This window comes from Chitinophaga silvisoli (genome assembly GCF_003412465.1).
GTDB classification, from domain to species: domain Bacteria; phylum Bacteroidota; class Bacteroidia; order Chitinophagales; family Chitinophagaceae; genus Chitinophaga; species Chitinophaga silvisoli.
Genome location: NZ_QTJV01000010.1, coordinates 354,626 through 369,537 on the forward strand (window position 1 = coordinate 354,626; position 14,912 = coordinate 369,537).

12 protein-coding genes are annotated in these 14,912 nt (G+C 43.6%); 4 read left to right on the top strand and 8 right to left on the bottom strand.

Annotated elements, in window-relative coordinates:
* Positions 1 to 2 precede the first annotated feature (2 nt).
* Genes DXN04_RS25800 through DXN04_RS25820 form a run of 5 tightly spaced genes read right to left on the bottom strand, consistent with a single transcriptional unit; the run spans position 3 to position 6,450 of the window.
* Positions 3 to 698, bottom strand: coding sequence for an FkbM family methyltransferase (locus tag DXN04_RS25800; RefSeq protein WP_116856287.1), 696 nt, complete (start codon positions 696 to 698; stop codon positions 3 to 5).
* Positions 695 to 2,044 (bottom strand): flippase, encoded by a 1,350-nt coding sequence (locus DXN04_RS25805; protein ID WP_116856288.1) that lies wholly within the window; start codon positions 2,042 to 2,044, stop codon positions 695 to 697. The genes DXN04_RS25800 and DXN04_RS25805 overlap by 4 nt, the downstream gene beginning before the upstream one ends.
* Positions 2,037 to 4,400, bottom strand: coding sequence for a GumC family protein (locus DXN04_RS25810; RefSeq protein ID WP_158569147.1), 2,364 nt, complete (start codon positions 4,398 to 4,400; stop codon positions 2,037 to 2,039). Before DXN04_RS25810 ends, DXN04_RS25805 begins: the two co-directional genes overlap by 8 nt.
* Positions 4,401 to 4,411: 11 nt before the next feature.
* Positions 4,412 to 5,176: a polysaccharide biosynthesis/export family protein gene (locus DXN04_RS25815; protein WP_116856290.1), complete on the bottom strand. Its 765-nt coding sequence runs from the start codon at positions 5,174 to 5,176 to the stop codon at positions 4,412 to 4,414.
* Positions 5,177 to 5,220: 44 nt separating this feature from the next.
* Positions 5,221 to 6,450 (bottom strand): acyltransferase family protein, encoded by a 1,230-nt coding sequence (locus DXN04_RS25820; protein ID WP_158569148.1) that lies wholly within the window; start codon positions 6,448 to 6,450, stop codon positions 5,221 to 5,223.
* Positions 6,451 to 6,851: 401 nt separating this feature from the next.
* Here DXN04_RS25820 and DXN04_RS25825 point away from each other — a divergent pair, with 401 nt between their 5' ends.
* Together DXN04_RS25825 and DXN04_RS25830 are read left to right on the top strand one after the other, a co-directional pair.
* Positions 6,852 to 7,727, top strand: coding sequence for a hypothetical protein (locus tag DXN04_RS25825; RefSeq protein WP_233525688.1), 876 nt, complete (start codon positions 6,852 to 6,854; stop codon positions 7,725 to 7,727).
* Positions 7,728 to 7,754: 27 nt separating this feature from the next.
* A complete protein-coding gene (locus tag DXN04_RS25830) occupies positions 7,755 to 8,555 on the top strand; it encodes an FkbM family methyltransferase (protein WP_116856394.1) in 801 nt (266 codons plus the stop codon).
* Positions 8,556 to 8,607: 52 nt separating this feature from the next.
* Here the strand turns inward: DXN04_RS25830 and DXN04_RS25835 are convergent, their stop codons facing one another.
* Complete coding sequence (locus tag DXN04_RS25835; protein WP_116856292.1) at positions 8,608 to 9,246, bottom strand: class I SAM-dependent methyltransferase; 639 nt, start codon at positions 9,244 to 9,246, stop codon at positions 8,608 to 8,610.
* A 305-nt stretch (positions 9,247 to 9,551) separates the two neighbouring features.
* On the opposite strand from DXN04_RS25835, the gene DXN04_RS25840 reads away from it, so the two are divergent.
* Entirely contained in the window at positions 9,552 to 11,795 is a 2,244-nt protein-coding gene (locus DXN04_RS25840) for a hypothetical protein (RefSeq protein WP_116856293.1), read from the top strand.
* A gap of 59 nt (positions 11,796 to 11,854) precedes the next feature.
* Here the strand turns inward: DXN04_RS25840 and DXN04_RS25845 are convergent, their stop codons facing one another.
* Positions 11,855 to 12,205 (bottom strand): DUF6799 domain-containing protein, encoded by a 351-nt coding sequence (locus DXN04_RS25845; RefSeq protein WP_147320062.1) that lies wholly within the window; start codon positions 12,203 to 12,205, stop codon positions 11,855 to 11,857.
* Positions 12,206 to 12,389: 184 nt separating this feature from the next.
* Between DXN04_RS25845 and DXN04_RS25850 the strand changes: the two genes are divergently transcribed.
* Complete coding sequence (locus tag DXN04_RS25850; RefSeq protein WP_116856295.1) at positions 12,390 to 13,805, top strand: RtcB family protein; 1,416 nt, start codon at positions 12,390 to 12,392, stop codon at positions 13,803 to 13,805.
* 54 nt (positions 13,806 to 13,859) lie between these two features.
* Here DXN04_RS25850 and DXN04_RS25855 read toward each other — a convergent pair whose 3' ends face one another.
* Entirely contained in the window at positions 13,860 to 14,813 is a 954-nt protein-coding gene (locus DXN04_RS25855) for a DUF3829 domain-containing protein (RefSeq protein ID WP_116856296.1), read from the bottom strand.
* Positions 14,814 to 14,912 lie beyond the last annotated feature (99 nt).

Below are 14,912 nucleotides of genomic sequence, written 5' to 3' on the forward strand. Positions count from 1 at the left end.
CGCTAATGACTTTTGATGTTCCTGAAAATGTAGGTATAATAGGTTTTGGCAAAAATGTCGTAACCCGCAGCCTGCATGAATTTGCCCAGCTCAGTATTATACATGTCTCCCAGCAGGAAAGGATTGCTTTCCACCAGGATATAGGAAGGGCGGTACTTCTGCCAGTTGTTGGAGCGTAATACATCCATATCCAATCCTTCTGCATCGATGGTGAGAAAGTCGATAGGTGTACCAGCCGGCAGGTATTGATCCAGGATGTCTCCCAGTGGCCATGTTTCAATCTGTTTTTCCCTGATCACCCTGTATTTTGGATCCTGTGTGTATTCTTCCACTTTATCCGGCGAAAAAGTATTGAGTGCCGGATCATTAAAGATGTGGTAGGTGAGGTGTTGCCTGGTAAGTGACACACCCATTTCCAGGTTTGTATCCAGCGGGCGGTACCTGTCAAACATGGCTTTGGAGCCGGGATTCGGATCAATATTGATTCCTTTCCAGCGTTTCTTATAGAATATATAGGTGTTGGATACACGAAAAGGATGGTGAGCGCCTACATCTACATAAGTCCCGTTTTTCTTGTTATCAAAAATCCTTTTAAGGATCAGGTCTTCTCCCTCCGAGCTGTATGCCGGAGCCAGGTACCTGATCTGAGGTGCTAACTTAGATCCCAACCGGGCAATTATTTTTTTTACTTGACTCATTTACTCAAAGACTTTTGACGTATTACAGATAATAAGTTTTCAATAGAACTCTTCAACGCCAGATGCAACTGCCAAATATCTGCAAGCGCCTTTCCTGGGTTTAGCATTTTTATGATGAACATTTTGCCCTGACCGGTTTTATCAACCATGATCAGGCAGGTAGCAACGGTTGTATAGGAAATAACAGTAGCTATTGCTGCAGCTATTCCCCCCAGTGAGGGAATCAGCAGCAGGTTGATGAGCAGGTTGGCTATAATGCCGGCTATGGTAGCATACAGGTTCGCATTGTAATTGCCTTCCACAATCTGGTATTGCATGATGGCCACGCATATAAACACGGGTATATTTGCCCAGATATGTATAGATAGAATGATACCTGCATGTGGATACTGGCTGCCGTACAGGATGCCTGTAAGCCAACCGGAAGCGGTCGTCATGATGACCGCAATGCCTGTACTGCCCCACATAGAAAGCCTGATCCATTTCTCAACATTTTCCAGGTACCTGCCGTGATTGGTTTGTCTTTTCCGGATCAGGTTAGGCAGGATGGCAACGGCTATCACTGTGGGAATAGCGTACCACAACTCTGATATACGGGCAGCTGCGGCGTACTCACCCAGTTGCTGTGGGGTGGTCAGGATATCCAGCATCAGCTGATCTGACTTCATGTATAGCAGTACGAGCACTCCTGTGAAGAGGAGGGACCAGCTTTGTGAGAACAGGTAGCGGGCTTCCTGCATGCGTACTTTAAGTAATGAAGTGATTCCTTCATGCCAGATGTAATAAGCAGATATGAGCACATAGGTGACCACCAGTTCAGCCAGCGATACCCAGAGGATAACCAGGAAGGAAAGGTTCATCCTGACACAAACGATCTTGATCAGGCAGAATAAAACAAATACAGTCACCTTAGGGATAATCACACGTTGCACCTGGTTATGTGCCTGGTAGTAGTAATCAAAAACATCGAATGATTGCAGCAGGATATTCAATGCGGTAATGGAGGTGCACCATATATACAAAGGATTGTGATGCCTGGTGAACCAGGTGATGCCTATACAGATCGTGCAGGATAAGATACCCGCCACCATCCGCATAAATAGTGCCGTAGAGATAATTTCATCCCTGCGTTCAGGTGCAGAGACGAGTTCTTTCACCACTATCTTGTCCAGGCCCAGCACAGCAATGCCTCCTATAATGGCAGTAAGCGCGATGGAGTAGTTCCAGATGCCAAATTCCCCGGGGCCGATATAGCGTGCGATCATGGCCATGGTAAAGAGACCAAGGAACAGGCGCGCCAGTTTGTCTACCAGCAGCCAACCACTATTTTGCAGAATCTTATGCAAGACGATGTTTTAGTTTTTTGAAAAATGCAAACCACCTTTTGGCTTTCATCTTCTCCTCTGAATATGAATAATGATCGTAGTAATAGTTTGGATAGAAACTATTCTGTTCAATACCATTGAAGATGATACCTGTTTTACGGAAATGTCCTTCCCTCAGATTTTCTGCTACTGCTTTCAGTTTGGATTTTAAGGTGAAATTGTACCTTACTACGAACAGGCTGGCATCTATATAAGGTGCCAGGCTTTTGGCATCAGATACTATACCGATTGGGGCAGTATCGATGATGATATAGTCATAGCGTTCCTTCAGGGTAGTCATCAGGGTACGCATCCTGTTTCCTTCTATCAGTTCAACCGGGTTGGGTGGAATAGGACCGGACGAAATCAGGTGCAGGTCGCTACCGGGAACCTTATGAATAATTTCGTCTATCGATTTATTCTCTACGATATAATTGGTGATCCCTACATAGTTGTCCATGCCCAGGAACTTTGAGAGCTTTGGTTTGCGCAGGTCAAGTTCCAGCAGGATTACTTTCTTCTTATTTACGGTAAGTGAGTTACCCAGGTGTGCACTCAGGAAAGTTTTACCCTCACCGGAGATGCTGGACGTGATCAGGATGGTAGTACTATTGGTATGCTCACTCAGCAGGTAGCGGAGGTTGGTACGCAGATTGAAAATTTGTTCCAGCAGCACAGACCTGTTTTGCAGTGAAAGGTTCTTGGAAGTTTCTTCGTCATCCTGGTATATTTCTGCCATAAGCGGGAGTTCAAATAATTGTTCAATCTCAGTTTTGTTGAGGACCTTATTGTTCAGGAAATATTTCAGGTAAATGTAGAGTGTGCTCAGTGCCAGGCCGATGGCCAGGAAACCTACAAAGGCCATTGTTTTTTTGGGCGACTCCGGTTTTTCCGGAATAAATGCCGGGGCAATGATTTTGTTGTCAGTCACATTACTTGCATAGGACACTGATGCTTCTTCTTTCTTTTTCAACAGGTAGAGATAGAGGTTTTCCTTTACGCCCTGTTGTCTTTTGATATTGATATATTCCCTTTCGTATGCCGGGATGTTTGCAATTTTAGCCTGGATCTGGTTGACTTTTTGCTGCATCTGGCTTTGTGCTACGCCTGCGTTACGTCTATATCCCGAGATGTAGCTTTTTATTGTTTTACGTGCTTCTTCTATTTGTCCATCCAGGTTTTGAACGATCATACTGCCTGGCTGCAGGGAAAGAGACAGTTTGTTCTTTTCTTTCAGCAGTTCTTCATACCGGTTGATCATAGCAGTCAATGTCTGGTCCACGGTGCCCAGCATTGGGGCGAAGGGATAACTGGTGCCGGGTGCATTCAGGTAGTCTTCTACCTGGTCAAATACGGAGAGCTGCATATTTGCATCATTCAGTTTGATATCCGCATCTTTTACCTGTTCCAGCGCCAGTTTGCTCGTTCCTTCAATGTCTGTGATGCCCCGCTGTACTTTGAATCGTTCTTCCTGTTTTTCCAGGTAACCCAGTTCATCGCGCAGGGAGTCGATACGGATAGAGAGGAAATTGATGGTTTTCAGCGCCACCCTGTTCTTATCATCGAGTGTATAATCATTGTAGGTTTCAAGTAATGCATTGATAAAATGAGCAGCCCGGGCAGCGACCGCATCTTCATAGGTTACCAGTATTACAGTTGCATCTTTATTTACGAGGGCAGTACCGATATCGTCCATTTTTTCATACGCCAGTTCAGCGATAGAATCTATCCGGATGCGGTAATCGTTCAAAGCAGGCAGATTGTTCTGCTTTCCGCTATAGGTAATGCTGAACTGATCGCGGCCTACGGTAAATGGCACGCCTGACCGCACGGTGAATTCTTTGGTCTGATCATCTCCATATTCGGCTTTTACCTTAAGGCCTGAATTAAAGGGCGTGACATCAAATATATAGTTGCCAATATTGGCGGTATCGCTGAGGATTTTGATATTGAAAGGGGAGTCATCGTACAGTTCTTCGTTCCGCACAGCAGCTTTGCGGTAGTAACGAATATTGAAGTGATTATCCCTGATTACTTTGGCGATCAGGATGGGCGACTTGATCACTTCCATTTCATTTTCTATATTTTTTCCGCTGTTGAAGAGGGAGAGGGATTTAAGCATATCCATTTCTTCACCACCTCCTTTCTTTTCATCTTTCAGGTACAATTTAGCGCTGGACATATACCTGGGTTTGGCATATTTCAGGTAAATGAAGGCACCCAATACAGAAAGCAGTATAAGGATAAGGTAAAGTGGCCAGTGGAATGCCAGTTTTTTCAAGAGGTCATTCAGGTCTATAACGGCAGATTTGTTAGTTGTTTCGCTTTTTTGGCTCATAACGGAAGGTATCATTTAACGGTAACGATAATTAGTGTTGTGATCAGTGAAAGGGCTCCAATCATAGCCGGGATCAGTTGTACGAATCTTGATCCATTGAACACTTTATTTTTGCCTGGTCTTATATATACCACATCATTGTTATTCAGGTAGTAGTAGGGCGACGATAGTACTTTGCTATCACTCAGGTTGAGTGATGCATATTTTTTTACACCGTCTACTTCCCTGATCACCGTGACATCGTCACGCAGGGCAGTAACGTTCATATCGCCGGCCATGCTGAGAGCATCGAGGATCGATACCCGCTCAGCGCCTATCTTGAAGGAGCCGGGGCGTGCTACATCACCCAGGACTGAAATTTTAAAATTTGAAATACGGGTAGATACAAAAGCATTGCGGATGCTTTTGTCTAGTTCTGTAGTGATGGCATTGTTGATCTCAGATGTCGTTTTATCTTTTACATAAATCCGGCCTGCCATTGGAAGGTTGATGTAACCGGCGCTATCTACCAGGTATCCGGGGTCTATACCGTTGGCGCTGGCTGGAGCAGCAGATACAGCAGCCGGATTCAGAATTTGAGAGATGTCTTTATCGATTGTCGTCACAGTGATCTGCAATACATCCCCTGGCTGCACTTTAAGTGGCTGTAGTGGATGCCCAGATTCTTCTCCCATTTGTTGCTGGATGTCATTTAAGTAAGTAATTTTTTTGGTTTCGATGCAGCTGAATAAAAAGAACAAACTGCTAATTAACAGTAAATGGATTCTGGATTTCATGTGTTATTTTGTTATAAGTCGTGCGTATTTGTAGGTTGAATAGTTTACCCTTCCGGAATGATAGCAGCAGGCACAGTGCTCTTCCTTTTTTTGATTAATTTCTGTCGTAAAGTCTGTTGTACAGGGAGCTCGAAATAGTAGTGGCCCAGTATACTAAGTGTGATCAGTACTCCATAGAATGCCAGTAAGGTGAGGGGAGACTGGAAAATGGTTTGGGGCAGGCCCAATGCATTGACCAATACTGCGGTTGCCACCATGAGGGGAAAGTGAATGAGGTACAGGCAATAGCTGGCATTCCCTAGTACCTGTGTCCATTTGGCCCTGATACCGCTTTTGATTGTCTCTGCCATGGCCAGTACCAAAACGGTTGCAGGCGATACGATCGTTCTGAAAAAAGTATTGGTGGTGAGGTAGAAGATCTTTTCAATGCTGTCATCTTTCCAGGCTGGCAGTACTTTGTGTGTAAAAGAGAAAAAGAGTTGACGGGTAAAGGAGAAATAGTATTCCAGAAGGATATAGCACCATAGCAGTGCGGCTGCAATGGCAACATTGCGTGTTAGGCTCCTGAAATTCTTTTTAGTGCACAACCATGAATAGATATGATAGACGAGTGCTCCAAGGAAGAAGGAGTAAATACCCTGTCCAATCATTGGATAAATAGCCTGGATAACAGCGCCGGCGACGACAAGAAGTATCAATAAGCCTTTTTTGTTATGGAGTCTGCGCCAGGCGATCAGGAAGAACAGCAGGTAAAGCAGCAGCTCTACTGATACAGACCAGGAGGGACCGTTGAATCCATTGAGGGCAGGTGTCTTTTCAAAGCCCCAGCTATGGATGACGAGCAGGTTGAGCAGAAAATGCCAATAGTCGTTGTTTTGTATAATAAAGGTATGGCCTGACTGTTTGACCATGAGCATTTGCAGGGGTATTATTGCCAGGAGTGAAAGGACATGCACAGGGTACAGGCGTGTAAACCTGTAGGTAATAAAATAGTTGAAGTTGGTAGTGCCCCTGGCTATTTTTTCAGCATAGAACCAGAAGAAGATAAAACCTGACAACAGGAAGAACAGGTCTACAGCATAAAATGCGTGATGGTAGAGGATGGAGAACAGGGAATAAAGTGGTAAATGGAAATCTTCGAGGGGCGCTGTCTGCACGGTGTAGTCCTTGTAAAAGAAGAACTGCCAGTGGCATAATACGACGATAAGTGCCGCAAATCCCCTGATTGCATCGAGACTAAAAAAGTATAATGTTGAGGGCTTACTCGAGGTCATGAATGGTGATGATATAAAGCAATAAAAAACCTTTAATGACCTTTGGGCCATTATTAGAGCGGAGTTATTTCCAGTTTTTTATTGATTATAGCATTCTCAGACGAGAGCAAGTTAAATTAAAAATATCATTTGCACAAAATTGAAGGAAAAAATCCGGGCTGGTGACCTGAACAGTGGATGTTGGCTATAATATGCTATGGCAAAGAATTTTCAAGTATCTAACTGTTAAGAAAAGGGGATGAGTGCAATACTAAATACGGCAGTTGTACATGTTATAAATAATTAAAAAATGAACAATAATTGTATTATTTATGTATTTATGGAGGAAAAAATCCTGGATGTAGCCTCGAAAATAAATTGACCCATAATAGATGAAAAGCATTAAAAAGTTATTCAATGTTATGCATCACTATCTGTATAACATTAGGAAGTCCCAACAAACCGATATTCTTTTATTAGGCGCATTGTTAGCAAGACAAAATAAAGCGTTACCCATTTTAGAAAATATAGCGGATGCTGAATTCAAAGTGTTTAGCCAGGCAGGAGATGATGGGATCATACAATATCTGATTCATAAAGTTCAAATTCACCGGAAAATATTTATAGAATTTGGCGTTGAAAATTATGTGGAATCGAACACCCGTTTTTTATTAAGGCATGACAACTGGTCGGGCCTGGTTATAGATGGATCCCGCAAGGCAATAGAATATATCATGTCTGACGATATCTATTATCAGCATGACCTGCAGGCATTTGAAGCTTTTATTACCAAAGACAATATTAATGATCTTATATCATCTGCGGGGATCAGTGGAGAGATCGGCTTGCTAAGTGTGGATATAGATGGCAATGATTATTGGGTATGGAAAGCGATAGATGTGGTGCAACCAGTGATCGTGGTGGCGGAATACAATAGTGTATTTGGAATGGATCGTGCCCTGACAGTACCCTATAAATCGGACTTTGTAAGATCAGTGGCGCATTACAGTTACCTGTATTTTGGTGCGTCGTTAAAAGCACTATGCCTGTTGGCAGAAGAGAAAGGATATAGCCTGGTAGGATGTAATGCGATTGGGAACAACGCTTATTTTGTAAGGAAGGATCGCATGGGTGAGCTGAAGGCATTGAACGTGGAAGAAGGATATGTAGAATCGCAGTTCAGGGAAAGCAGGAATAAGCAGGGACAGCTGAATTATTTAAGGGGTGCACAGCGCTATGCCTGTATACAGGGTATGCCTGTAGTAAATGTGGCGACAGGCGAAACAGAAGTACTTTAATTAAAAATGAATGTAAATATAACCTCCATGAATCCGGTATCCACAATATTTAAAGATGTGTATGTTTTTGTTTTTGCACGAAAAGCATTGTATCGTTTCAACCTGCTGATGTATAAATTAAGTATGCGCGGTATTGGCATCATGAATCATGAGAATGATCGGGTAAGTGGGGAAGAAGCATTTGTAAAATACATGAAAAAACACCATTATTTTAATAGTGGAGCAATACTGGATGTAGGGGCAAATGTGGGAAATTATTCAGTGATGTTGCGCAGGCAGCAGGTGAGTTTACCGATTTATGCATTTGAACCACATCCTAAGGCTTTCAACAAATTGCAGGATGCAGCTGCTATACATCATTTTATTCCCGTAAAGCGCGGGGCAGGAGATAAGGTGTCGCAGGCAGTCATTTATGACTATGCCGGCAATGGAGGATCGGAACACGCCAGTATGTACAAGGAAGTGATCACCGGTTTCAGGGATAGTGCGGCAGAAGAACTACCTATTGATATTACTACCATTGATGAATTTATTGCAGAGAATAACATCAGTGAAGTCGCATTGTTAAAGATCGATACTGAGGGGCATGAGCTGAATGTACTGCGGGGAGCCATGCAAAGTATACAGCAAAGAAAAGTGAAGGTGATTCAGATTGAGTTCAATGAGATGAATGTGATTTCACGTACGTTCTTTAAGGACTTTATAGATTTGCTGCCTGCGTATTCCTTCTACCGCATGTTGCCGGATGGATTGATGCCACTGGGTAATTATAATGTGGCTGCATTCGAGATTTTTGCTTTTCAGAACATTGTAGCTATCCTGAAATAATTGTAAGAGGTTGTATCAAGCGTGGAATTTCCCCTGATACAACCTCTATATATTATTTACGTGCTTCGAGTGCGACAGCATTTTTAAACCGTCCTTCACTTTCCACAAGTTTAAACATTTCATCTTCACTGTCATTGAATGTAGCAGGTCGTACATAAGAGAAGCCTGCGCGGTACAGTTCATTAGAGAGGGAAAGGGTGTCCCACATAAACAAATGGTCGCTGTTACCATAAGTATTTTGCAGGAGACCTTTAATACCTCTGCGCCGATGGGTTTTACCCAACCTTGTTTTTTGCAGGAACTTGGCATTGGCTTCCTGGTCATGATTGCCCAGGTCTTCTACATATTCGCGTGCCGCTTTTTCCAGGTCTGGTACTACGCAGCGGAAAATACCGCCGGGTTTCAGGATCCTGTAGGTATTGCGTACTGCAATGAGGAAGTCCTCGTAGGTGAGATGTTCCAGAACGTGGGAGCAATATACCCCATCGGCAGAGTTTTCGGCGATACCAGGCAAACCTCTGATAATGTCGCCTTGCAGTACATTGTCCGGAAAGGCAATATGCATGCGTTGCTTTAGCAGGTTGCCAATAAGGGGGAGTTGCTGTAGGCGGAGAGTAGGGGATGCGTCAAAGTTTTTCCATCCCTGGGGTGATGACATACCGCAGCCATACTGTACATATAGATTACTCATAGTTGATGGGTTTAATAAATATGAGAAGGAATGTCCAGGCTATTGCGTCTTGATACGGGTTATATAGCAATATAAGGAAAAAACCTGATTAGGAGATAGCGAACATCAGGTACAGCTTTCAAAATATTATATATGATAAATAAAATTATTTATTACCTTTGGTAAAATAATTCTATCTGCGCAGGAATACTGCGTACTTGAGGTGACATCTTTGTATCGTTAGATATTTGGTCCAGGTCAATTGTAACTTACTTCTATACTGGTTTAGTTACAAAATTCCGGACCTTTCTTTTAATACAATCAGCATGGAACAGACAAAAGCATTGTTGAAAGTTGCCTTACGCCAACAGGCCCTATATATACCTACATTACAGCGTCCTTGTACATATCAGACTGTAGATGAAGAAAGCATTTATTTTGTGGCAGAATTAGTCAGCCAGGGTTATCATGTGTCTGAAGAATTGTTGTATGCCATCCCCTTATTGAGTGCAGAAGAAAGAGAGCTGGCGCTGAAAAATATCCAGGAGGCATTAGGACTCGGGAAAGGTTGGACACCGCTGATCCGGAACTGGAAGACACCTGTCAATGTGAAATCGGAAGATTACGTTATGACTTTTTTTGCCAACTTTTTTATGACTGGCGATGAGGTCACCTTACCTTGTGGACATTACATACCTGAAGGGACTTTTCCGCTTGAGCGTTATAATGGCTGCCCGTATTGTTCAAAACCATTCCGGTTTGAGGAACTTACCTTAAAAAACCAGGCAAGAAAAAGAACCATCTTACAGTGCTGGACACTGGATGATGTGATGAAATATTACAACAACCTGCTGCAGTCTAAGACACCGCTGGATGCAACCCAGCAGGATAGCCTGAAGACCCTGATCTCGTACTTCCCGCTACCGGACGCCAAACCGGCTATGAAGGAAACTTTGATGCTGGTGATAGACATCCTGCTGGAGAGAAATGAACCCGGTAAAGCGCAGCAGTTCTTTAATTCACCTGGTGAAATACTGCGTTATCTATGGTATAAACATACCGGCTTTGTACAGATTATCTCACCTAATACGATTCTAAAACGTTATAGCCGGAACCACGAACATTTCAGACAAGCACATAATACATCAGCGATAGCCCGCGTGTTTTCAAAGGCCTTCCTGGAATTACGTTACGGGCGTAAAACGGGCCGTATGGTTGCAGAATGGTTAAATGCCATGCCGCAGACAGCAGAGAAAATGTGCGAGGACATGCATCCCAAAAGAGGTATGTGGGTTCGGTATATCAGGGCTTTGCGTTTATCTGAATTCAGCAGGCGCCCGGGGTTTGAAAAACTCCGTGAACTGCTGGATGTATTTTACAATGAGCGGTATGAGGTATACAACGGGCAGGTACAACATTTTCGCCTGAAGAAAGATGCTACAGCTACGCTAAGTTTACTGCAGCAGCGCCCGGGATTATTTGCCCGTTCCTTATTTGCAAATATGCTGTGGTTCGGTGAGGAGCCGGTACTGAATGCTTTCGCGAAAGTTATTAATAAGGTACCTGCACGATTAGTGTTTACACTGAATATGTATGCGGAGGATTATTTTACGAAGAATAATTACCGCACGGTGAAACCATTGGGAGGTGTTGCTAAAGTAATTGCACCCAACAGGCTGTTACAGTTATTTAGCATTGAAGAACTGGCGCACATGAAAGATGGAGTGCAGGAGCTGACATTGACCCTAATGAAAGGTCGCTTTGCAGGAATGCCAAATAATAATAAAACCATTTTTATCGATCCGCTGTTATTCAAAATGCCTCTGTCAATCGGCGACCGCAGTGATTCCATCCAGGACCTGCCGGTGGCCCTGCAGGGTACCCGTTTCCCGGTAGAAGGGAATACTGTACGTCTTTTTATGCAATGGGGAACAGGATTGCCTGCGCAACACCTGGATATGGACCTGAGCTGTATGATCACTTACGATAAGGTCGTAGATCACTGTAGCTTTAGTAATATGTATCCTGTAGGTTGCCAGCATAGCGGGGATATTACCACCATACCAGACCAGGTAGGGACAGCCGAATACATCGACATAGACCTGGAAGTACTTTCTAAAGAGAACGCAAGATACGTGACCTTTGTATGCAACGCTTATAGCAATGGCAGCATGTCTCCAAATATGGTAATTGGCTGGATGGATTCAGCCAATGAAATGGAGATAACAGATGAAGGTGTTGCCTACGATCCCTCCTGTGTGCAACATCAGGTACGGATTGGGAAAGGACTCACAAAAGGGATGGTATTCGGTGTACTGGAAATTGCCAGCCGTGAAATTATCTGGCTGGAGATGCCCTTCCAGGGCCAGGTGGTAGGGCAAATGAATTTTAAAATGGTGCAGACCCTGCTGCGTAAACTGGAAAGCAAACTGAGCGTAGGGAACCTGTTGCGTATAAAAGCTGAGGCACAGGCACTGGAGGAAGTAGCACATCCATCCATGGCTGATGAAGCCTATACAGCCATATGGGCGAAAGATGCAGCCGCAGTTACACAGTTGTTCATCGACTAATCAATAAAAGAAAAAGGGCAGCGGTAGTGGCTGCCCTTTTCATTGAAACTATCATGGTATTATTTCATACCATCTGATTTGGCTTTTTTCATTTTATCTTTCATCATTACTTTCCCGTTCATATCCATCATCTGTCCGTCTTTCATCATCCACGTCTTACCATCCTTATTTTTAACGGTACCGTCTGCCATTACCGTGGTCCCATCACTCATGGTCATGGTCTGTGTCATTTCTGATTTCTCACCACCTTTCATTACCCACATTTTACCTCCCTTCATGGCCACACAATCTTTCATTTTGTGCATTCCATTATGATGATGCATGGCTGTGTCAGTAGTGGGAGTTTGTGCAAATGTTGCACTGGCTGTCATTAACAGCAGGGAGGCTGACAAAATAAGTAGCTTTTTCATTGTTGAACTTTTTGAGATTACAGGTTTAAAAACACAGCTGTCTCAGCTGTATATATATGAAGGAATTCTATGAATAGTATAACATCTATAGTGCCAAAAAGTTTTTTTCAACTGCGCACTAAGCTTGCGCACATGCGTTTGAATATTTGTATCATCAATTCAATTATACTAAATTGATCAATGTATGAACAAGATTAACGGCGCTGATTTAATGGCAGCAGGTTTTAAACAAGGTAAAATATTAGGTGAGGCGCTGGCCGTAATAGCAGCGCATTTAAGCGATATGGACCATGCAAGCCTTATTGCATTGATGAGTGACCTGCGATCAAGACCGGAACAATACCTGGATCATCCTGTATTGGAAGACCTGGCCACTAAAATGATAGAGGAAGCTGCTGCGCCACTGGATGCGACTATTCCACTGAATGATAAGGCTGCTAACTATAAAATCTATGGAGAGGCTGCCATTGATCCCGGTGCCATAAAACAGATGGATTATGCGATGCGGCTGCCTGTGACTGTAGGCGGTGCGCTGATGCCTGATGCCCACCAGGGTTATGGTCTGCCTATCGGAGGTGTATTGGCGGCTAAAAATGCTGTAATTCCTTATGGTGTAGGTGTGGATATCGGGTGTAGAATGGCATTGTCTATCTATGATATCCCATATACTGTCATGGATGAAGATAAACTGAAAAAGATCCTGGTAAATGAAACGAAATTTGGTGCAGGACACGGTTTCCAGGGTAAGGATCGGGCAGATCACGCGGTGCTGGATAATGATGCATTTAATATGACTCCCTTCGTGAAGCAACTGAAAGATAAGGCCTGGTCGCAGCTGGGTTCTTCCGGTGGCGGTAACCACTTCGTGGAGTTTGGGGTGATTGAATTTGCACAGAGAGATGAGGCTTTAAATATTAATGCCGGTCAGTACCTGGCACTGTTATCACACTCCGGTTCCCGTGGTTTTGGGGCTACTATAGCAGGTTATTATACAAGACTGGCCAAGGACTTATGTAAACTGCCAAAAGAGGCGGCAAACCTGGCCTGGTTGGATATGCATACGGCAGAAGGCCAGGAATACTGGATGGCGATGAATCTGGCTGGTGATTATGCGGCAGCCTGTCACCAGGTGATACATCGTAAGGTAGCTGCACTGGTAGGTGGGCAGCTGCTGGCAACCGTGGAGAACCACCATAACTTTGCCTGGAAGGAGCAGTTGAACGGGGAAGAGGTTATTGTGCATAGAAAGGGGGCTACACCTGCAGGTAAAGGAGTGATGGGGATCATACCAGGCTCCATGGCGGCACCGGGATTCCTGGTACGTGGTAAGGGTGAGGAATCGGCGATTAACTCAGCATCTCACGGTGCGGGTAGACAATTGAGCCGTACCAGGGCGGAAAAAGAGATTTCGAAAGTGGATATGGCGGCAGTGCTGGCAGCGAATAATGTGACATTGATTGGGGCAGGTCTGGACGAAGCGCCGATGGCCTATAAGGATATTCATGCGGTGATGGCTGCACAGGATGCGCTGGTGGATGTGGTAGCGAAGTTTTCGCCTAGAATAGTGAGAATGGCAGATGATGGAAGTAAAGAAGATTAATTTTAAATAAAAAAGGGGTTGCTGTACAGCAACCCCTTTTATTGTAAACTTTAATTAACTGTTGAAGTTATTGTAATCTCTTACCAGTGAATCGTAATCGCTATCCAGTGACTCCAGGTCATAACTTTCAAAGTGACCTTTTTCACCTGCATCACGCATACGTTTTCTTGCATTCAGCAGCAGCTTGTGGAAGTCATCGTAGAAGGTATTGAAACTATGATCTTCATTCGCTTTTTTCGCATTTTCAATATTGATCTGTGAATGCTCAGCCTGTGCTTTTTCCAGTAAATCATATTGTGCTTTGGCCTTTGCTTCGATGCCGGCATATTTCTCTTCACTACCCAGCAGATCGATAAAAGAACGGACACTTGCCATATCCTTCTTCATCGCAATGATGTAGTCTTTCAGCGGACTATCTTTCAGGATGATTTGTTCACTTTCGTCAGCTACTACTTCTACTTTCTTTACAATTGCACTTTTCAGGCTATATAATTCAGCGATCTGGTTGCGCAGGGTATCGATGATAGCATATCCTTTTGCACCTTTATCGTCTTTATAATCTTCGGCAGTAATATATTCGTGCATGCGATTATTAGTCGCCTTCATTGATTCAAACAGTGCCTTGTACTGGGCAATACTGTCTTTAAAGAATTTCTGATCTTTGTCGCTCAGTTCTTTTACAGGTTCGTCGATCTTCACTTTCTGATTGAACCGCTGGAAGTCTGGCGCAGAGAAAGGTTTATTGATCGTGATAAAACGATATTTGTCATTTGGGTGTTTCAGGGCCTCTTCCAGCTTGTTGGTATTGTTTACAACATCTTCCAGGTAGCTGTTATGTTTGTTCGACATATCAACGATCAGGTTGGTGTATTCAATAATACGGCTGGCTTTTTCAGCTGAGTTCTCACTGTATTCAGTAGCACCGGGTTTCTTGCCGCTGGTATTGTTACAGGAAATGCTACCTACGAACATAGCAATGACAAGGGATGAACAGATAAATGTTCTCATGTAAGGGTATTTTTGGTTAAACAAATTCAATAAAGTACTGGTAGTTAATGCGGTATATTGTCCTCTTTCACAAACAGTGACGCAAATATATATATAATA

Excerpts from the sequence above, each read along its gene's own strand:
- DXN04_RS25830 (WP_116856394.1), top strand. The coding sequence starts at position 7,755 with ATGAATCCGGTATCCACAATATTTAAAGATGTGTATGTTTTTGTTTTT.
- DXN04_RS25845 (WP_147320062.1), bottom strand. The coding sequence starts at position 12,205 with ATGAAAAAGCTACTTATTTTGTCAGCCTCCCTGCTGTTAATGACAGCC.
- DXN04_RS25850 (WP_116856295.1), top strand. The coding sequence starts at position 12,390 with ATGAACAAGATTAACGGCGCTGATTTAATGGCAGCAGGTTTTAAACAA.
- DXN04_RS25810 (WP_158569147.1), bottom strand. The coding sequence starts at position 4,400 with ATGAGCCAAAAAAGCGAAACAACTAACAAATCTGCCGTTATAGACCTG.
- DXN04_RS25800 (WP_116856287.1), bottom strand. The coding sequence starts at position 698 with ATGAGTCAAGTAAAAAAAATAATTGCCCGGTTGGGATCTAAGTTAGCA.
- DXN04_RS25855 (WP_116856296.1), bottom strand. The coding sequence starts at position 14,813 with ATGAGAACATTTATCTGTTCATCCCTTGTCATTGCTATGTTCGTAGGT.
- DXN04_RS25835 (WP_116856292.1), bottom strand. The coding sequence starts at position 9,246 with ATGAGTAATCTATATGTACAGTATGGCTGCGGTATGTCATCACCCCAG.
- DXN04_RS25840 (WP_116856293.1), top strand. The coding sequence starts at position 9,552 with ATGGAACAGACAAAAGCATTGTTGAAAGTTGCCTTACGCCAACAGGCC.
- DXN04_RS25820 (WP_158569148.1), bottom strand. The coding sequence starts at position 6,450 with ATGACCTCGAGTAAGCCCTCAACATTATACTTTTTTAGTCTCGATGCA.
- DXN04_RS25815 (WP_116856290.1), bottom strand. The coding sequence starts at position 5,176 with ATGAAATCCAGAATCCATTTACTGTTAATTAGCAGTTTGTTCTTTTTA.
- DXN04_RS25825 (WP_233525688.1), top strand. The coding sequence starts at position 6,852 with ATGCATCACTATCTGTATAACATTAGGAAGTCCCAACAAACCGATATT.